The sequence below is a fragment of the Azospirillum sp. A29 genome, assembly GCF_042604625.1.
Lineage (GTDB): Bacteria > Pseudomonadota > Alphaproteobacteria > Azospirillales > Azospirillaceae > Azospirillum > Azospirillum palustre.
In genome coordinates, this window is record NZ_CP170466.1 from 2523262 (window position 1) to 2540601 (window position 17340).

The 17340-nt window shown below is 66.1% G+C and carries 16 protein-coding genes and 2 tRNA genes; 10 read left to right on the top strand and 8 right to left on the bottom strand.

Going from position 1 to position 17340, the window contains the following annotated elements:
* The first annotated feature begins 116 nt into the window (after nucleotides 1-116).
* The 5 genes from miaA to ilvC all read left to right on the top strand — a co-directional run bounded on the left by miaA (nucleotide 117) and on the right by ilvC (nucleotide 6218).
* Nucleotides 117-1145, top strand: a complete 1029-nt coding sequence (gene miaA / locus ABNQ38_RS27030) for a tRNA (adenosine(37)-N6)-dimethylallyltransferase MiaA (RefSeq protein ID WP_377808919.1) — start codon at nucleotides 117-119, stop codon at nucleotides 1143-1145.
* Nucleotides 1146-1162: 17 nt separating this feature from the next.
* Nucleotides 1163-2374, top strand: coding sequence for a PLP-dependent aminotransferase family protein (locus tag ABNQ38_RS27035; protein ID WP_377808920.1), 1212 nt, complete (start codon nucleotides 1163-1165; stop codon nucleotides 2372-2374).
* 329 nt (nucleotides 2375-2703) lie between these two features.
* On the top strand, nucleotides 2704-4467 hold the full coding sequence (locus tag ABNQ38_RS27040; RefSeq protein ID WP_377808921.1) for an acetolactate synthase 3 large subunit: 1764 nt from the start codon (nucleotides 2704-2706) through the stop codon (nucleotides 4465-4467).
* Nucleotides 4468-4503: 36 nt separating this feature from the next.
* Complete coding sequence (gene ilvN / locus ABNQ38_RS27045; protein WP_109096143.1) at nucleotides 4504-5010, top strand: acetolactate synthase small subunit; 507 nt, start codon at nucleotides 4504-4506, stop codon at nucleotides 5008-5010.
* A gap of 188 nt (nucleotides 5011-5198) precedes the next feature.
* Nucleotides 5199-6218 carry a ketol-acid reductoisomerase gene (ilvC, locus tag ABNQ38_RS27050; protein WP_377808922.1) on the top strand — a complete coding sequence of 340 codons (1020 nt, stop codon included), beginning with the start codon at nucleotides 5199-5201 and terminating at the stop codon, nucleotides 6216-6218.
* A 55-nt stretch (nucleotides 6219-6273) separates the two neighbouring features.
* On the opposite strand, the gene ABNQ38_RS27055 is transcribed toward ilvC, so the two are convergent.
* On the bottom strand, nucleotides 6274-7005 hold the full coding sequence (locus ABNQ38_RS27055; RefSeq protein WP_377808923.1) for an ArsR/SmtB family transcription factor: 732 nt from the start codon (nucleotides 7003-7005) through the stop codon (nucleotides 6274-6276).
* A 124-nt stretch (nucleotides 7006-7129) separates the two neighbouring features.
* On the opposite strand from ABNQ38_RS27055, the gene ABNQ38_RS27060 reads away from it, so the two are divergent.
* The gene (locus tag ABNQ38_RS27060) at nucleotides 7130-8050 is read left to right on the top strand and encodes a DMT family transporter (RefSeq protein WP_377808925.1); all 921 of its coding nucleotides are present in this window, start codon (nucleotides 7130-7132) and stop codon (nucleotides 8048-8050) included.
* Between the two features lie 13 nt (nucleotides 8051-8063).
* On the opposite strand, the gene mrdA is transcribed toward ABNQ38_RS27060, so the two are convergent.
* From mrdA to ABNQ38_RS27085, 5 genes are all read right to left on the bottom strand, one after another.
* Entirely contained in the window at nucleotides 8064-9950 is a 1887-nt protein-coding gene (mrdA, locus tag ABNQ38_RS27065; protein WP_377808926.1) for a penicillin-binding protein 2, read from the bottom strand.
* Nucleotides 9951-9966: 16 nt separating this feature from the next.
* The gene (gene mreD, locus ABNQ38_RS27070; protein ID WP_377808927.1) at nucleotides 9967-10479 is read right to left on the bottom strand and encodes a rod shape-determining protein MreD; all 513 of its coding nucleotides are present in this window, start codon (nucleotides 10477-10479) and stop codon (nucleotides 9967-9969) included.
* A gap of 71 nt (nucleotides 10480-10550) precedes the next feature.
* Nucleotides 10551-11420 carry a rod shape-determining protein MreC gene (gene mreC / locus ABNQ38_RS27075; protein ID WP_377808928.1) on the bottom strand — a complete coding sequence of 290 codons (870 nt, stop codon included), beginning with the start codon at nucleotides 11418-11420 and terminating at the stop codon, nucleotides 10551-10553.
* Between the two features lie 94 nt (nucleotides 11421-11514).
* A complete protein-coding gene (locus ABNQ38_RS27080) occupies nucleotides 11515-12555 on the bottom strand; it encodes a rod shape-determining protein (protein WP_012974729.1) in 1041 nt (346 codons plus the stop codon).
* 364 nt (nucleotides 12556-12919) lie between these two features.
* Nucleotides 12920-13471: a TIGR00645 family protein gene (locus ABNQ38_RS27085; RefSeq protein WP_377808929.1), complete on the bottom strand. Its 552-nt coding sequence runs from the start codon at nucleotides 13469-13471 to the stop codon at nucleotides 12920-12922.
* 200 nt (nucleotides 13472-13671) lie between these two features.
* Here ABNQ38_RS27085 and phoU point away from each other — a divergent pair, with 200 nt between their 5' ends.
* Nucleotides 13672-14379 (top strand): phosphate signaling complex protein PhoU, encoded by a 708-nt coding sequence (gene phoU, locus ABNQ38_RS27090; protein WP_098739348.1) that lies wholly within the window; start codon nucleotides 13672-13674, stop codon nucleotides 14377-14379.
* A gap of 135 nt (nucleotides 14380-14514) precedes the next feature.
* Nucleotides 14515-14841, top strand: coding sequence for a phosphoribosyl-ATP diphosphatase (gene hisE, locus ABNQ38_RS27095; protein WP_098739349.1), 327 nt, complete (start codon nucleotides 14515-14517; stop codon nucleotides 14839-14841).
* A gap of 18 nt (nucleotides 14842-14859) precedes the next feature.
* Here the strand turns inward: hisE and ABNQ38_RS27100 are convergent, their stop codons facing one another.
* Complete coding sequence (locus ABNQ38_RS27100) at nucleotides 14860-16389, bottom strand: class I SAM-dependent methyltransferase (protein WP_377808930.1); 1530 nt, start codon at nucleotides 16387-16389, stop codon at nucleotides 14860-14862.
* A 240-nt stretch (nucleotides 16390-16629) separates the two neighbouring features.
* Between ABNQ38_RS27100 and ABNQ38_RS27105 the strand changes: the two genes are divergently transcribed.
* A tRNA-Lys gene (locus tag ABNQ38_RS27105) sits at nucleotides 16630-16705 on the top strand.
* Between the two features lie 23 nt (nucleotides 16706-16728).
* A tRNA-Lys gene (locus ABNQ38_RS27110) sits at nucleotides 16729-16804 on the top strand.
* 100 nt (nucleotides 16805-16904) lie between these two features.
* Here the strand turns inward: ABNQ38_RS27110 and ABNQ38_RS27115 are convergent.
* Nucleotides 16905-17327, bottom strand: coding sequence for a bacteriohemerythrin (locus tag ABNQ38_RS27115; RefSeq protein WP_377808931.1), 423 nt, complete (start codon nucleotides 17325-17327; stop codon nucleotides 16905-16907).
* Between the last annotated feature and the right edge of the window lie 13 nt (nucleotides 17328-17340).

Below are 17340 nucleotides of genomic sequence, written 5' to 3' on the forward strand. Positions count from 1 at the left end.
AAAAGAGGGCCTTTGCGCGCTGCCTACCACAGCCACGGTGCCGGGTCCAACGAAGCTTCGGCGTCGGCATGCGGTTGGGTGTTGCAAAGCGGGCGCCGGAACGCCATGCAAGGGCGATGAGCGACCTCACCACCCCTCTGACCACCCCTCTGACCAGCCCTCTGACCGACGTCATCGTCATCGGCGGCCCCACCGCGTCGGGCAAGTCGGGGCTGGCACTTGCCATCGCCGAGGCGTTCGGCGGCACCGTCATTAATGCCGACAGCATGCAACTCTACGCCGACCTGGATGTGCTGACCGCCCGACCGCCGGCCGAGGATTTGGCGCGGGCGCCCCACCGGCTCTATGGCGTGCTGCCAGCGGCGGAACGTGGATCGGCGGCGCGCTGGCGTGAGATGGCGCTGGCGGAGATCGCCGCAGCCAGGACCGAGGGCCGGCTGCCGGTGGTGGTCGGCGGCACCGGCCTCTATCTGCGCGCGCTGATGCAGGGGCTGAGCGAGGTGCCGCCCATTCCCGACGAGGTGCGTGCCGCCGCCCATGCCCGGCTGGCCGCAATCGGCGGCGAGGCCTTCCGCGCCGAACTGGTCGCCCGCGACCCGGCGTCGGCCAAGCTGAACCCTGGCGACACCACCCGCCTGACCCGCGCCTGGGAGGTGCTGGAGGCCACCGGCCATCCGCTGTCCCATTGGCAGAGCCGGACCGCCCAAGGCGCGCCGGCCGATCTGCGCTTCACCATCCTAGTGCTCGATCCGCCGCGAGCCGACCTCAATGCCCAGTGCGACAGGCGCTTCGATCTGATGATGGAACAGGGAGCGCTGGAGGAGGTGCGGCGATTGGACGCTCTCGCCCGTGAACAGGCCCTCGCCGGCGACCTGCCGGTGCTGAAAGCCCTGGGCGTGCCCGAACTCCGCCGCGTTCTGCACGGCGAAATCCCACTCGACGAGGCCATTGCGCTGGCCCAGCAATCGACCCGCCGCTATGCCAAACGGCAGGTCACGTGGTTCCGACATCAGATTGTTGGCAAATCGCCCGATATGCTGGTAAGTCATACAGGACAGCATAGCTGCCATACCATCGATCTGCCTTGTTCGCTCGCGGTACGAAATGCAATGCTCGACCGCCTGAGAACGATACTAAATTACTGATCCGAAGGAGAAGCACCGTGTCGGTTGATTGGGGTCATGTGTTCGCGGGCCGCGTGGGCGGCATGACGGCGTCCGAAATCCGGGAACTGCTGAAGCTGATCGATCGTCCGGAGATCATCTCCTTTGCCGGTGGCATCCCCGATCCGGATCTGTTCCCCAGCTCGGCCATCGCACGCGCTTACGAGAAGATCTTCCAGTCCAATTCCGGTGCCGGCGCCGCCCTGCAATATTCCATCACCGAAGGCTACACGCCGCTGCGGGAGTGGATCTGCGACTATATGGGCGGCAAGGGCGTCAACATCGGGCTGGACGGCGTTCTCATCACCAACGGCTCGCAGCAGGTGCTGGAGTTCGTCGGCAAGCTGCTGATCGGCCCCGGCGACAAGATCGTGGTGACCCGCCCGACCTATCTCGGCGCGCTGCAGGCCTTCTCGCCCTACGAACCGACCTATCTCTCGATCCCGATGGACGGGGAAGGGCCGGAGATGACCGCGCTGACCGAGGCGCTGGCGCAGAAGCCGAAGTTCTTCTACCTCGTCCCCGATTTCCAGAATCCCAACGGCACCACGGTGACGCTGGCCCGCCGTCACGCCATCCTGGACGCCTGCGAGGCGGCCGGCGTGCCGGTGATCGAGGACACCGCCTATTGCGAACTGCGCTATGACGGCGAGCATCTGCCGCTGCTGGCGGCGCTGGATTGCGAGCGCAACGGCGGCAAGCTGACCAACGTCATCTTCGGCGGCACCTTCTCCAAGACGATGGTGCCGGCGATGCGCGTCGGCTGGGTCAACGCGGCGCCCGAGGTGGTGAACCGGCTGGTCCTGATGAAGCAGGCCGCCGACCTGCATGCCAGCACGATCAACCAGATCGTCATGCACGACGTCGTCTCGCAGATCTTCGACAGCCACCTCAAGCTGCTGCGCACTCAGTACAAGGAGCGCCGCGACGCCATGTTGGCGGCTCTCGAGGAATACGCCCCGCCGGGCGTCACCTGGACCAAGCCGGAAGGCGGCCTGTTCGTCTGGATCGAGGCCCCGGAGGGTGTAGACGGCACCGAACTGCTGGCCCGCGCCATCAAGGAGGCCAACGTCGCCTTCGTCCCCGGTTCGGCCTTCCACGCCGACCGGTCGGGCAAGAACACGCTGCGGCTGGCCTTCTCCGTCACCAAGCCGGCCCAGATCCGCGAGGGCATCCGCCGCCTGTGCGGGCTGTTGAAGATCGCCGCCTGACGGCTTCGGCCTTTCATCGTCGCCTCTTCGGAACGGCGGCCGCACTTCGGTGCGGTCGCCGTTTCCGTATCCGGTGGGAATCAAGCGGCACAGAGCCGATGTTGCAAAGCCAATGCGCAACATTTGGAAAAACTGCGGCAAAAAAACTTTGCGAACATTCGCAAAATGGGTTGACCTGCGACCGGGCTTTTGACTAATTTGCCGCTCCCGGCCCCCGCCATCGGGGCTAAGCCGTTGTTCCGACGGCATAGCCCAGCAGCCTCGGCCGGTGACAAGTCCAAGGAACCGGGTGCCTTAGAGGAGGCGCCCACATGAGAAGGTCGTGAGCGATGTCCGAACAGAAGCTGACCGGCGCCCAGATCGTCATCAAGGCCCTGAAGGATCAGGGCGTTGACATCATCTTCGGCTATCCCGGCGGCGCCGTACTTCCCATCTACGACGCGCTGTTCCAGCAGAACGACCTGAAGCATGTCCTTGTACGCCACGAGCAGGCCGCGGTTCATGCGGCCGAAGGGTACGCGCGCTCGACCGGCAAGGTCGGCTGCGTGCTGGTGACCTCCGGCCCCGGCGCCACCAACGCGGTGACCGGCCTGCTGGACGCGCTGTGCGACAGCATCCCGCTGGTCTGCCTGTCGGGTCAGGTGCCGACCCACCTGATCGGCAACGACGCCTTCCAGGAGGCCGACACCACCGGCATCACCCGTCCCTGCACCAAGCACAATTATCTGGTGAAGGACGTCAACAATCTGGCCCGCACCCTGCACGAGGCCTTCTATGTCGCGCGCAGCGGCCGTCCCGGCCCGGTGCTGGTTGACATTCCGAAGGACGTGCAGTTCGCCGACGGCACCTACGTCCCGCCGACGGAGGTCAAGCACAAGACCTACCGGCCGCAGGTGAAGCCGGAGATCGCCCGCATCGAAGAGGCGATTGAACTGATCGCCAACGCCAAGCGGCCGGTCTTCTACACCGGCGGCGGCGTGATCAACGCCGGCCCCTTCGCGGCCAAGCTGCTGACCCAGTTCGTCAAGACCACCGGCTTCCCGATCACCTCCACCCTGATGGGGTTGGGCGCCTTCCCGGCGTCCGAAAACCAGTGGTTGGGCATGCTCGGCATGCACGGCACGTACGAGGCGAATCTCGCCATGTACGAATGCGACGTCATGATCAACATCGGCGCCCGCTTCGACGACCGGGTGACCGGCAAGCTGTCGGCCTTCTCGCCGGGTTCCAAGAAGATCCACGTCGACATCGACCCCAGCTCGATCAACAAGAACGTCGCAGTCGACATTCCGATCGTCGGTGACTGCGGCGCCGTGCTGGAGGACATGCTGCGCATCTGGAAGGCGCGCGCCAAGTCGCCGGACAAGGCCGCGCTGAAGGAGTGGTGGGGCAAGATCGAGGGCTGGCGTGCCCGCAACTGCCTGAACTACAACCGCACCGAATCGGTGATCAAGCCGCAATATGCGCTGGAGCGCCTGCGCGAGGCACTGCGCGGCAAGGACCACTACATCACGACGGAAGTCGGCCAGCACCAGATGTGGGCCGCCCAGTTCCTGCCCTTCGACCAGCCGAACCGCTGGATGACCTCGGGCGGGCTCGGCACCATGGGCTACGGCCTGCCGGCCGCCATCGGCGCCCAGCTGGCCCACCCCGACGCCATCGTCGTCGACGTGTCGGGCGAGGCCAGCTTCCTGATGAACATGCAGGAGATCGGCACCGCCGTGCAGTACCGCGCGCCGGTCAAGATCTTCATCCTGAACAACCAATATATGGGCATGGTGCGCCAGTGGCAGGAACTGCTGCACGGCTCGCGCTATTCCCAGAGCTACTCCGAAGCCCTGCCGGACTTCGTGAAGCTGGCGGAATCCTGGGGTTGCGTCGGCCTGCGCGCCACCACCGTGGCCGAGGTCGATCAGGTGATCGAGAAGATGCTGGCGGTCACCGACCGCCCCTGCATCATCGACATCGCCGTCGATCCGAAGGAAAACTGCTTCCCGATGATCCCGGGCGGCAAGGCCCACAACGAGATCCTGTTCGGTCCGGACGACAGCCCGTCCGACGCCACGCCGGAAGACGGCATGGTGCTGGTCTGATCGGCTGACGACGAACGAACAGGAGGGACGGGTCTCATGGAAAACGTGATCGAAAAGCACACCATCGCCGTGCTGGTGGACAACGAGCCGGGCGTTCTTGCCCGCGTCATCGGGTTGTTCTCCGGCCGCGGCTACAACATCGAAAGCCTGACGGTGGCCGAGGTGAACAACGCCGACCACCTGTCGCGCATCACGCTCGTCACCTCCGGCACCCGGATGATCATCGAGCAGATCAAGGCGCAGTTGAGCCGGCTGGTTCCGGTCCACCGCGTCCATGACCTGACCGACGAGGGGCCGGCGGTGGAGCGCGAGCTGGCGCTGGTCAAAGTGGCCGGCACCGGCGACAAGCGGATCGAGGCGTTGCGCCTTGCCGACATCTTCAAGGCCAAGGTGGTGGACGCCACGCTCACCAGCTTCGTCTTCGAGCTGACCGGCACCACCGAGCAGGTGGACGACTTCGTCGGGCTGATGACCCAGCTCGGCCTCGTGGAGGCCAGCCGCACCGGCGTGGTCGCCATGTCGAAGGGGCCGGCGGCCTTTTAAGGCGCCATTCCCCGCAGAACAGCATTCTGCGAAAGATTGGGGCGGCAAAAACGCAAGGAAGCTTTGCATTTTGCCGTTCCATCGAGCGATTGTTTCTCTTGACGTGCGGCTTTGCTCAATGGAGTAATCCGCCGCAGGAAACGCACTCTGTCTGTCTTCGTTCGTTGCGAATTCAAGGAATCATCTCCATGCGCGTCTATTACGATCGTGATGCCGACGTCAACCTGATCAAGGGCAAGAAGGTCGTCATCGTCGGCTACGGCAGCCAGGGCCACGCCCACGCCCACAACCTGCGTGACAGCGGCGTGAAGGACGTGCGGATCGCGCTCCGCTCCGGTTCGGCCACCATCAAGAAGGCCGAGACCGCCGGCTTCACCGTGATGACCCCGGCCGAAGCCGCCGCCTGGGCCGACGTCGTGATGGTTCTGACCCCGGACGAGCTGCAGGCCGACCTGTATAAGGACGATCTGGCCCCGAACATGAAGCAGGGCGCCGCCCTGGCCTTCGCGCACGGCCTGAACATCCACTTCAACCTGATCGAGGCCCGCACCGACCTCGACGTGTTCATGATCGCGCCGAAGGGCCCCGGTCACACCGTGCGCAGCGAATATCAGCGTGGCGGCGGCGTGCCGTCGCTGGTCGCCGTTCACCAGAACGCCTCGGGCAACGCGCTGGACATCGCCCTGTCCTACGCCTCGGCCAATGGCGGCGGCCGCGCCGGCATCATCGAGACCACGTTCAAGGAAGAGTGCGAGACCGACCTGTTCGGTGAGCAGGCCGTGCTCTGCGGCGGCCTGACTGAGCTGATCCGCGCCGGTTACGAGACGCTGGTCGAGGCGGGCTATGCGCCCGAGATGGCCTACTTCGAGTGCCTGCACGAAGTGAAGCTGATCGTCGACCTGATGTACGAGGGCGGCATGGCCAACATGCGCTACTCGATCTCCAACACGGCCGAATACGGTGACTACCGCACCGGCCCGCGCATCATCACGCCGGAGACCAAGGCCGAGATGAAGCGCGTCCTGACCGACATCCAGGAAGGCCGCTTCGTCCGCGACTGGATGCTGGAATGCAAGGCCGGCCAGCCGTCCTTCAAGGCGATCCGCCGCCGCAACGCCGAGCACGAGATCGAGAAGGTCGGCGAGAAGCTGCGCGCCATGATGCCGTGGATCGCCGAGCGCCGTCTGGTCGACAAGTCGAAGAACTGATCCGGCGAAAGCCTGTCGGTTTGCTGAAAAGCGCGTCCCTTCGGGGGCGCGCTTTTTATTTGGCGGCCAGATGCTCCGGCGTGATGCCGAAAATCGTGGCGAACTGCTTGCCGCCGGCCTCGGTGATTGTCACGGCACGGCTGTCAGGACTGCGGGCGATCCAGCCGCGCTCCAGCGAGCAGGTCAGCAGGGCCGCGCCCAGCCGTCCGGCCAGATGATGCCGCCGCTCGCTCCAATCCAGGCAGACCCGGCACAGCGGCCTGCGGTGCCCGTCGGTGTCGGGAATTGCGAGCCCCAGGCCGCCCAGGAAATCGCGGCCGTCGTCCGTCACCAGGGCGCCGCCGTCATCGAGGATCACGAATCCGCGCTCGTTCAGCCTGTCGGCCAGTTTCGTGCCGAGCCGTCCGGCGAGATGGTCGTAGCAGGTGCGGGCGGTCCGCAGCGCCTCGTCCTTCGGGCCGGGCGGACGGTGCCGCCGCGGGCCGGCGGCCGCCACCGCCATCAGGCTTTCCATCGCCTGGGCGATGTCGGGGGAGGCCAGCCGGTAATAGCGGTGCCGGCCCTGGCGCTCCATCGCCAGCAATCCCGCCTCGCTCATTTTGGCAAGGTGACCGCTGGTGGTCGCTGCTCCGACGCCGGCATGCCAAGACAATTCGCCGGCGGTCAGCGCCTGCCCGCCCATCAGGGCGGAGAGGATGTTCGCCCGTGCCGGATCGCCGATCAGCGCGGCGATGGTGGCGATGCCGTTGGCGGAGGCGAGGGGAAAGGGCGGGCTGGTCATGTTCATCAGTTTAGGCCCCTTCGCCGGCTCCGTCAGCCGCCGACGTTTCGTCCGCGGCCGAAGCGTTCGCGGCGGGCTTTCAAGGGCTTGGCTGTCATGGTGATCCCCTCGCAAGACCGACGGAGCCATCATGACAATCCTTCCTGCCCCCGATACACGTGCTTCGCGGCCCGATCTGCGTGTCGAGCTTGCCTTGTTGCTGGCCCTCGCGACCTTGTGGGGCGCGTCCTACAGCTTTATCCGCATCGGCGTCGAGACGATCCCGCCGCTGACCTTCATCGCTGGGCGGACCCTGATCGCTGGGGGCATCCTGTTGGCGGTCATCCGCTGGCGCGACCTGTCCCTGCCGCGGGAAGGAGCCGTGTGGAAACGCTTCCTCCTACAGGCCTGTTTGAACAGCGTTTTCCCCTTTACCCTGATCGCCTGGGCCGAACAGACGGTCGATGCCGGGTCCGCAGCGATCCTCAACGCGACGACGCCGATCTTCGCCTTCCTCATCACCCTTCTGCTGACCCGGCACGAGGCCGTGGGCTGGCGGAAAGCGGTCGGTGTGCTCGCCGGTCTCGGCGGGACGGTGCTGGTCATCGGGACGGGATCGGTCGACGGCATCGGCCGCGATCTGCTGGCGCAAGGAGCAATCGTCCTTGCCACCGTCTGCTATGCCGGAGCAGCCATTTTCGGCCGCGTTTTCAAGGGACTGGATCCGATCATGCCGGCCGCCGGGTCGCTGCTGTGCGGGGCGGCGCTGCTGCTGCCGGTCAGTCTGGCGGTCGACCGTCCCTGGACCCTGTCGCCGTCGCCGGGCTCGCTGCTGGCGCTTGCCGGCCTCTCGGTCTTCTCGACCGCGCTGGCCTTCGTCCTCTATTTCCGGCTCGTTCACACCATCGGATCGGTTCCGACGACCGCACAAGCCTACCTGCGGGTGCCGATAGGGGTTGGCATCGGCGTGCTGATGCTGGGCGAGACGCTGGAGCCGACCATGCTCGCCGGCTGTGCTGCGGTCGTGCTGGGAGTGGCGGCGATGACCATCCCCGTCCGCGCCCGGCCCTGACCCCATCCGCCTCTCAGCCCCGCGGTTCTCCGAAGCCGGTCGGCGGGGTTTCGGCGACGGCGGCGCGGCCGGGGTCGCGCTTCTGGGTTTCCAGCAGGATGTCGCGGGCAATCGGTGCCGCCGCAGTGGAGCCGCCGCCGCCATGCTCGACGAACACCGCGCAGGCATAGCGCGGCGCCTGGATCGGCGCGAAGGCGACGAACAGCGCGTGGTCGCGCTCGCGCCAGGGCAAATCCTCGTTCTTCTTCACGCCGGTGTTGCGTTCGGCCATGGTGATGCGGCGGACCTGGGCGGAGCCGGTCTTGCCGGCCATCTCATAGCCGACCTCGGTGATCCGCGACTTGAAGGCGGTGCCGTTGGGAGCGTTGGTCACCTCGGTCATGCCGCGCAGCACGATGTCGAGGTTCTCCTTCTTCACACCGATGCTGGGCCAGGCCGTCTGCTCGCCGCTGACCGTCTTGATCTGCTTGGTCAGGTGCGGCTTGACCGCATAGCCGCCATTGGCCAGCCGGCAGGTCATGACAGCCAGTTGCAGCGGCGTCGTCAGCACATAGCCCTGGCCGATGGAGGCGACCAGCGTCTCGCCCATGTCCCAGTTCTTGCCCAGCGTCGCCTTCTTCCAGGCGATGGACGGGATCAGGCCGGCGCGCTCGTGCGGCAGGTCGATGCCGGTGCGACTGCCCAGGCCGAAGCGGTTGGACATCTCGGCGATGCGGTCGATGCCGATCCGCCGCGACACGTCGTAGAAGAACACGTCGCAGGAATGGCGTAGCGCGCCGACGAAATCGATGGTGCCGTGCCCGCCACGCTTCCAGCAATGGAAACGGTGGTCGCCCAGCTCCAGGTGGCCGGGGCAGAACACCGTGTGCCGGTTGCTGACCACCCCCGATTCGAGTGCCGCCAGCGCCGCCATCATCTTGAAGGTCGAACCCGGCGGATATTGCCCGACCACTGCCTTGTTGTTGAGCGGCGTCGCCTGGTTCGACAGCAGCTCTTCCCACAGTTCGGCGCTGATGCCCATGGTGAACTGGTTGGGGTCGTAGCTGGGGTGCGAGCACAGGGCATAGATGCCGCCGGTGTGGACGTCCATCACTATGGCGGAGGCGCTGACCTCTTGCGACAGCCGCTCCTGCACGAAGCGTTGCAGGGCCATGTCGATGGTCAGCTGCACCTCGCGCCCGGATTGGCCCTCGTCGCGGGACAGCTCACGGATGACGCGGCCGACCGCATTGACCTCCAGCTGGCTGGTGCCAGCGGTGCCGCGCAGCACCTTTTCGTGGAACTTCTCGATGCCGGCCTTGCCGATGCGGAAGCCGGGCAGCGACAGGACGGGATCGCTGTTGCCGCTCAGCTCCGACTCCGAGACGGCGCCGACATAGCCCAGGATATGGGCGGTCCAATCCGCCTGCGGGTAATAGCGCAGCTCGCCCACCTCGATCGACACGCCGGGCAGGTCGGGGGTGTTGGTCTCCAGCGTCGCCACCTGTTCCCAGGTCAGGTTCTCGCGCACGGTGACGGGAACGAAGCGGCGCTTGCGGTGCAGTTCGCGCAGCACGCGGCGGCGGTCGCCATCGGTCAGCGGCACGATGCGGGAGATCTTGTCGAGCGTCTCCTGGATGTTGTGGGTGCGCTCCGACACGACGACGACGCGGTAGTTCTGCTGGTTGACCGCCAGCGGCACGCCGAAGCGGTCGACGATGTTGCCGCGGGACGGGGCGATCAGCCGCAGGCTGATGCGGTTCTCTTCCGCCAGCATAGTGTAGCGCGCCGACTCGACCACTTGCAGGTAATAGAGCCGACCGACCAGCGCGGACAGGCCGGCCAGCTTTATACCGCCCAGCACCAGGGCGCGGCGCGCCAGCAGGCGGGAACGGTCGGTGTCGCGATCGATCGAACTCATGAGACCCGTCGACCCTTTACCCGTTCAGGAACGCGCGATGGACGCGGATCAGCAGCCAACCCACCGCAGGAAACACCGCCACCGTCAGCAGGCCCTGGAACAGGGCCGGCAGGATCGACAGCGTGACGGCGTCAAGCACCGAAAAAGCCAGCCATTGCAGCAGGACGGCACCCGCCATCACCAGCGTGAAGCCGACCCAGAGCAGGGCGAAGGTGCTGGCCAGGAACACCCGGCGCTGGTTCAGGACCGCCCATTGGGCGACGACCAGCAGCAGGGCATTGACGCCCAGCGGTCCGCCGATCAGGAAATCCTGAAGCAGTCCGATGAGAAAGGCCACCCCCGGACGCATCAGGTCAGGTCTGTGGATCGTCCAGTAATAGACCGAGACCAGCGTCAGGTTCGGTGCGACCGGGGCATAGCCGGGGACCGGCAGCGGGATCATGCCGACCAGCACCATCATCACCGTGACGGCGAAGGGCGCCAAGTTGCGCCCGGCCTTGTCCACTTTCTGCCAGAAGGTTGCCGTCATGACGGCAATCTCCCGGTTGGCGGACCGTCCGTCCGGCTTACGTCCAAAACCAGCTCACTTCCACATCCACTTCACTTCGAATCTGGCGACGGGTCCAGATCGGTGCTCGGCAGGCCGAAATCCACCAGACGCAGATGCTCCACGCGCGACAGGTCGGCGCTGGGCAGGACACGGATGCCGCGTTCGCTGACCGCGGTCACCACGCCCACCGGTAGGCCGGGCGGGAACAGGCCGCCGTCGCCGGAGGTCACCACCCGTTCGCCCACCTGGATCGGCGAGTCCGGCGGCAGATAGAGAAGCTTGGCCTGATCGGAGTTGTCGCCGGCCAGGATCGAGCGCTGGCGCGAGTTCGACAGGATCACCGGGATGCGGGCGTTGATGTCGGTCAGCAGCAGGACGCGGGACGACCATTCGCCGACCTCGATCACCCGGCCGACCAGACCGGCGCCGGCGAGCGCCGCCTGACCCTTGCGCACCCCGTCGCGCTTGCCGGCGGTGACCACCAGCGTGCGGACGAAGGAGCTGCCGGGGGTGGCGATGACGCGGGCTGCGATGTAGTTGACCGACGGTTCCGGACGGACCCGCAGCAGGCTGCGCAGGCTGTTGTTTTCCGCCTCCAGCCGCAGTGCGGCCTGCCTCCATTGCAGAAGCCGGGCGTTCTCGGCCTTCAGCCGCTGGTTCTCATCGAAGGCGTTCTCAAGCTCCACCGCGGATTCGACCACGCGCGCCGCCGTGGCGGCGGGGCGGGAGATGGCGTCCAGGATGGGGGCGAAGGCATCGGTCACGCGTGCGCGTGCGCTGTCCACCGAGACGGACTCGATCTTGCCGACCATCATCAGCGCGATGGAGGCCAGCACCAGCAGAAGGAAGGAGAATCGCTGCGCGAGAGCCCGCAAGGGGGCGGCAAGGCGGATGACGGAGCCGGATGAGCGTGGCTTCACAGGAAATTCCCGTCCAGATACGCGGTCCGTCTCCGGTCCTCACCGCCACGGAGCGGGCAGGGGACCGGAGGCCTTCCAATCAGGGATACACCAATCAGTAGGCGCTGACCAAGACGTTTCGCAGCGTCTTCATCTCCTCCAGCGCGCGGCCGGTGCCGAGCGCCACACAGGAGAGGGGATCGTCCGCAATCGACACCGGCAGGCCGGTGGCGTGGCGCAGGACGAAGTCCAGGTTGCCCAGGAGGGCGCCGCCGCCGGTCAGCACGATGCCCTTGTCGACGATGTCGGCTGCCAGTTCCGGAGCGGTGTGCTCCAGCGCCACCTTCACCGCCTCGACGATGGCGGAGACCGGCTCGGCCAGCGACTCGGCGATCTGGCGCTCGGAGATGATCAGCTCCTTCGGCACGCCGTTCATCAGGTCGCGGCCCTTGATCTCCAGGATGCGGCCTTCACCGTCCTCGGGCGGACAGGCGGAGCCGATTTCCTTCTTGATCCGCTCGGCGGAGCCTTCGCCGACCAGCAGATTGTGGCTGCGGCGGATGTAGCCGATGATGGCCTCGTCCATCTTGTCGCCGCCGACACGCACCGACCGCGAATAGACGATGCCGCCCAGCGACAGCACGGCCACCTCGGTGGTGCCGCCGCCGATGTCGACGACCATCGAGCCCGTCGGTTCGGTCACCGGCAGCCCGGCGCCGATTGCGGCGGCCATCGGCTCCTCGATCAGGAAGACGCGGCGGGCGCCTGCGGCCTCCGCCGATTCCTGGATCGCCCGGCGTTCCACCGCGGTCGAGCCCGACGGCACGCAGATGATGACCTGCGGGCTGGCGAAGCTGCGGCGGTTGTGAACCTTGCGGATGAAATGTTTGATCATTTCCTCCGCAACTTCGAAATCGGCGATGACGCCGTCGCGAAGCGGCCGGATGGCCTGGATGTTGCCGGGGGTGCGACCAAGCATCATCTTCGCCTCGTCACCGACGGCGAGAACCTGCTTTTTGCCGCGCACGTTGGCGATGGCGACGACGGACGGTTCGTTCAGGACGATGCCGCGGCCCTTGACATAGACCAGGGTGTTGGCCGTCCCCAGATCGATCGCCATGTCGGCGGACAGCACGCCGAGCAGTTTGGAGAGCATGGAGCTGACGAACTCTATCAAAGCGGTTGAGACGGCCGAGCCGGCGGACTGGCATAGCATGCCCGCCAACGGTTCCATAGTCGAATGCGCCCGCACGCTCAAGCGGAGAGTGCGCCCGGCAGCCCTGATGCCTGCTGTGGACAGGGTCTCCGGCGAACCGGGGACCGCCGCGGCATGGCGTCTGGTGATGGGCACAGTGGCGGTTTAGGGTTAATAATCCGTCAACGGACCCAAGCCCTGCGGCAAAGCCCGTTCCGATCCGCTTAAAACCCTGCTGGCCGGTGTGACGGTGCAGTGTCTATCCCTGTCGTTGCTGTGCCGCAATAGACATTTGACAGACGAGACGAAGGAACACCGTAACTTATCAGTGATGATCGGCCGCGGATTTCGCCCCGGCTTTCTCCGCGGGCTTGGCGGCATGGCCGTGATGACCTTCCAGCCGGTCCATGCAGGCCAGCAGAACACCGGAAATCACGAAGGTCATGTGGATGATGACCAGCCACATCAACTCGTCGCGAGAGGTCTGCGCCAGGTTCATGAAGGCTTTCAGCAGGTGGATGCCCGAGATGGCGACGATGGAGGCGATCAGTTTCAGCTTCAGCCCGCCGAAATCGACCTTGCCCATCCAGTCCGGCCGGTCCTCATGATTGGCGACGTCGATCTTCGAGACAAAGTTCTCATACCCCGCGAAGATGACCATCAGCAGAAGATTGCCGGCGAAGGACAGGTCGATGAGCGTCAGCACGCCCAGAAGCACGTCCTTTTCGCTCATCTCCAGCACATGCGGGATCATGTGCAGGATCTCCTGCGTGAACTTCACCAGCAGCGCAGCCAGCGAAACCACCAGCCCGAGATAGAAGGGCGCGAGCAGCCAACGGCTGGCGAAGATGATCTGTTCAAAGCGGCGTTCGATCATGGCGAGTTCGGCACGTCGTTGGGGAAGGGGATAAGGACCATGTGTCGTAATGCTGCGCCGCAAAATCAATCGGACAGTTTCTCCTGCATGTGCGAAGTGCGGCACAGCCGCCATTGGTCATAGGCGCTGTCATCGTACCGTAACGTCCAGGCGCTATGGTGGCGGCTTGGAACGAGACCGCCGGGAAGGGTTTGGCGACCATGAAGACCTCCGCTCCGCACATCGTGTCCGCGTTCGAGGACGCGCTGAAGCGGCTGAAATCCGCCATCGTGCAGATGGCCGGCGCTGCGGAGACGCAGATCGACCAGGCTCTGATCTGCCTAGCCCAGCGCAACCCCGAGCTTGCGCGGGAGATCGTGGAGTCGGATGCCCGACTCGACTCCTTCGAACATGACATCGAAGCCCACTGCATGCGCCTGCTGGCCCTGCGCCAGCCGGTCGCCGACGATCTGCGCGAGGTGATCGCGGCCTTGAAGATCGCCGGCAACCTGGAGCGTATCGGCGACCATGCCGCCAACACCGCCAAGCGCGCCGTCGCCATCTTCAGCCTGCCCGACTCCGGATCGATGGCGGGGCTGCCGCAGCTCGGCCGGCTGGTGCGCGAACGGCTCAGCGCCGTGATCGACGCCTATGTCGACAATGACGGCGAGGCCGCCCTGCGGATCTGGCGCACCGACGACGAGGTGGATGCCCTCTACACTAGCCTCGTTGCGGAAGTGGAACGGTCGGCCCTGGCGGCGCAGGACCAGTTCACGGCGCACATGCACCTGATGATGATCGCCAAGAACCTTGAGCGCATCGGCGACCACGCCACCAACATTGCCGAGGTCGTCTATTTCGTCAGCACCGGCCAGACCCTGCTCGAAGAGCGCCCGAAGGCCGATCATTCCTACGATCCGGTGGGCTGAAAGCGGAGCGCCGCATGGCATAAAGCCGTTGTGCGGCGCTCCACCGCGCCTATGGGGGATGGTAATTCCGTTGCGGAGTGATCACGTTAGCGGAACGATGCTTCCGTCACCCGCACACGAGACAATACCCGCCTGATGACCGACGACCTGCTCCGCCTCTATGCCGCCATCCTCGACCGCCAGCAGATGGACCCGGCGCACTCCAAGACCGCGCGGCTGATCGCCGCCGGGCCGAAGAAGATCGCCAAGAAAGTGGGCGAGGAGGCGGTCGAAGTGGCGCTGGACGCCATGAACGAGGACCGTCAGGGCGTCATCAACGAAAGCGCCGACCTGCTCTATAATCTTTCGGTCCTGTGGGCGACGCTGAACATCCATCCCGACGACGTGTTCGCAGAGATCCGCCGGCGCGAGGCGCTCTATGGGATCGCCGAGAAGCTGCCGAAGACGGCGCCGGAGCGCTGAGGGCCGGCATCCCTGCCGTCAGACCGCCCCAAGCCTTTTCAGCACCGGCAGCCGCCGCTGCATGAAGGCCGCATGCCGTCGCGCCAGTTCCGCACGGTTGGCCTCATCCCCCTCGCAGCGTTCGCCATCGCGGCCCAGTACGATGCCGTCGGCCGTCAGGTGCCGCCAGGCGAAGGCTGAGGGTTCCTCGCCCAGACGGGCGGCAAGCAGGAACAGCGCCTCGATCCGCGACACCGGCACACCGGAGCCCAGCAGTGGCGAGGCGAGCTGACCCGGCGTATCACCGAAGCGATGGCGTTCCAGAACCGCGGCGTTGAAGCGGTCACAGGAAACTTTCCGTTCGGCATCGCCGTCCTCGGGCATCGCCGGTGCCGCCAGCGACAGGCTGGCCAGCAGGATCAGCGCCCGCAGCACCGCGTCCTCGCCCTGCGCCGCCAGGGCCGGGCGGGCGAGCAGCGCGTCCAGGCTTTGAGGTCCCTCCGCCAGCGCCTCGCCCAGCGGCTGGTAAAGCGCCCGGGGGAAGGGCAAGCGGCCGACGGGGGTGGATGCGCCTTCCGGCAGATCGTCGGCGGCGACCAGAAGCGCGAAACGGCTCTGTCCCAGCAGGGCGCGCCGCTCGGCCCGGCCCAGACGCTCGCCGCCCTTCACGAACAGGTCGCGGCGGAAGCTGCGGTTGGTCATCACGTCGCGCAGGGTTTCGGCCTGGGCGGCGTCGCGCGCCTCGCCCGCCAGTGCCTGCTGGGCGGGGGAGAGGGTGAGATCATCCAACTGCTCCATCGGCACCGCGGCACCGGCGAACTCCAGCTTGGCGGCTGCAAGCTCGCGCGTCACGTCGGCATGGTAGAAGGCGGTCCAGTCGCCGTTCAGATATTCATGGGCGATGTAGTTCGGCGATTTGTGGCGAAGCTGTTCGATCCGCTCCACCACGCCGTCGGTGTTGGCGAACCAGCCGCCACCCTGCGCCGCCATCCGTGCCGCGAACTCTACCGCGGCGGCGATGCGGTCGGGCAGGGGGCCGTCGCCTTCGGCGCAGCGCTCCACCAGAAGACGGCGCAGCGGCATGTGGGCCAGCGTGCCGGGCAGGGCGTTGTAGCTGACGAAGACGACGCCACCCGGCGCCAGCCGTCGGCGCAGCACCTCCAGCAAGATCGCCCGGTTCCCGGCGCTCACCCAGGACCAGACGCCGTGCAGCGCGACGGCATCCAGCATCGGCCCGTCGCGCCGGGCGTATTCGGCGAAGCTCTCTTCGAGGAACTCGGCATTGGCCAGCCCGGCATCGGCGGCCAGCCGGCGGACACCGGCGATGTGGGAGGGGTTGAAGTCCATCGCCTCGAACCGCGCCGCCGGGTGGGCGCCGGCCAGCAGGGCGCTGGTCAGGCCATGGCCGCAGCCGGGCTCCGCCATGGTGAAGCTGCCGCGGCGCAGCGCCTCCGGCGAGCGCCAGCCGCGCAGCGTCAGGGCGAAGCAGAGCATAGCCGGCGACCAGTCGCGATAGACGGCGCGGATATAGTCGATGCCGCCGACATAGCCTTCGGTCCAGCCGCCCATCCCCGATCCCCCGTTCCGATGCGCCGTTTCGACAGCGCCGGTGTAGCCGCCGGGGGCGGAGTCCGGCCACCGAAAAGCGCGCGCCAAAAAATTCACATGGGGTGCGATTTTGCTATCGACAGGTCAAAAGCCCTTCGTTATAAACCGCGCCACACCGGCCGGGACAACGGCTTGGCCGGCGCGATGAACAGTCGGCTGGTTTCTGCAAAGACATCAGTCAAGTTCACCGCATCAAGAGATGGGCGCATAGCTCAGTTGGTAGAGCAGCTGACTCTTAATCAGCGGGTCCAAGGTTCGAGTCCTTGTGCGCCCACCATCTCTTGAATATTTCCTACGGATGGGCGCATAGCTCAGTTGGTAGAGCAGCTGACTCTTAATCAGCGGGTCCAAGGTTCGAGTCCTTGTGCGCCCACCATCCATAAGGGGCTGGAACCGAGCAGGTTCCGGCCCCTTTCCATTTCCGGAAATTGGTTCGGTGTGGGAGAGGCGGCTGCCCTAATGCCTCTCCCGGATCTTCACCCTTCCGCCTGTGCCAGGAAATCCGCGGTCACCCGGTCCATCGTCGCCAGATGGGTGTGGAACCAGTCGGGGAAATGCTCGGTCACATAGAGCCGGGCACGGTTCTCCTTTCCCTCCGCCAGATCGGCCTCCATCGTCGCGACCACGGTCAGGACGCGGGCGTGCTCCTCCGTGTGGCAATGCAGGGCGAAGAAGCCGTGCTGGGTCATCAGTGCGTTCTCGCGGGCGAAATGCTCGCGCAGATGCTTGGCGAAGGCGGCGAAGGGCGCCCGGAGCTCGCCGGCCGGGGCCTCGCAGGCCGCCTGCAGCAGCGCGACCGAATCGACATGGTCGCAGTCCATGATCGCATAGCCGAGCATGGGGACAGTGCTGACGGCTGCAGGTGTGGCGGTGGCGGCGGATGTGGTGGTCGCAAGCATGATGTTCGCTTCC

Bases quoted from the DNA above. Each gene is read 5' to 3' on its own strand.
- miaA (WP_377808919.1), top strand. From the start codon at position 117: ATGAGCGACCTCACCACCCCTCTGACCACCCCTCTGACCAGCCCTCTG.
- ABNQ38_RS27040 (WP_377808921.1), top strand. From the start codon at position 2,704: ATGTCCGAACAGAAGCTGACCGGCGCCCAGATCGTCATCAAGGCCCTG.
- ilvN (WP_109096143.1), top strand. From the start codon at position 4,504: ATGGAAAACGTGATCGAAAAGCACACCATCGCCGTGCTGGTGGACAAC.
- ilvC (WP_377808922.1), top strand. From the start codon at position 5,199: ATGCGCGTCTATTACGATCGTGATGCCGACGTCAACCTGATCAAGGGC.
- ABNQ38_RS27055 (WP_377808923.1), bottom strand. From the start codon at position 7,005: ATGAACATGACCAGCCCGCCCTTTCCCCTCGCCTCCGCCAACGGCATC.
- ABNQ38_RS27060 (WP_377808925.1), top strand. From the start codon at position 7,130: ATGACAATCCTTCCTGCCCCCGATACACGTGCTTCGCGGCCCGATCTG.
- mrdA (WP_377808926.1), bottom strand. From the start codon at position 9,950: ATGAGTTCGATCGATCGCGACACCGACCGTTCCCGCCTGCTGGCGCGC.
- mreD (WP_377808927.1), bottom strand. From the start codon at position 10,479: ATGACGGCAACCTTCTGGCAGAAAGTGGACAAGGCCGGGCGCAACTTG.
- ABNQ38_RS27080 (WP_012974729.1), bottom strand. From the start codon at position 12,555: ATGCTCTCCAAACTGCTCGGCGTGCTGTCCGCCGACATGGCGATCGAT.
- ABNQ38_RS27085 (WP_377808929.1), bottom strand. From the start codon at position 13,471: ATGATCGAACGCCGCTTTGAACAGATCATCTTCGCCAGCCGTTGGCTG.
- phoU (WP_098739348.1), top strand. From the start codon at position 13,672: ATGAAGACCTCCGCTCCGCACATCGTGTCCGCGTTCGAGGACGCGCTG.
- hisE (WP_098739349.1), top strand. From the start codon at position 14,515: ATGACCGACGACCTGCTCCGCCTCTATGCCGCCATCCTCGACCGCCAG.
- ABNQ38_RS27100 (WP_377808930.1), bottom strand. From the start codon at position 16,389: ATGGGCGGCTGGACCGAAGGCTATGTCGGCGGCATCGACTATATCCGC.
- ABNQ38_RS27115 (WP_377808931.1), bottom strand. From the start codon at position 17,327: ATGCTTGCGACCACCACATCCGCCGCCACCGCCACACCTGCAGCCGTC.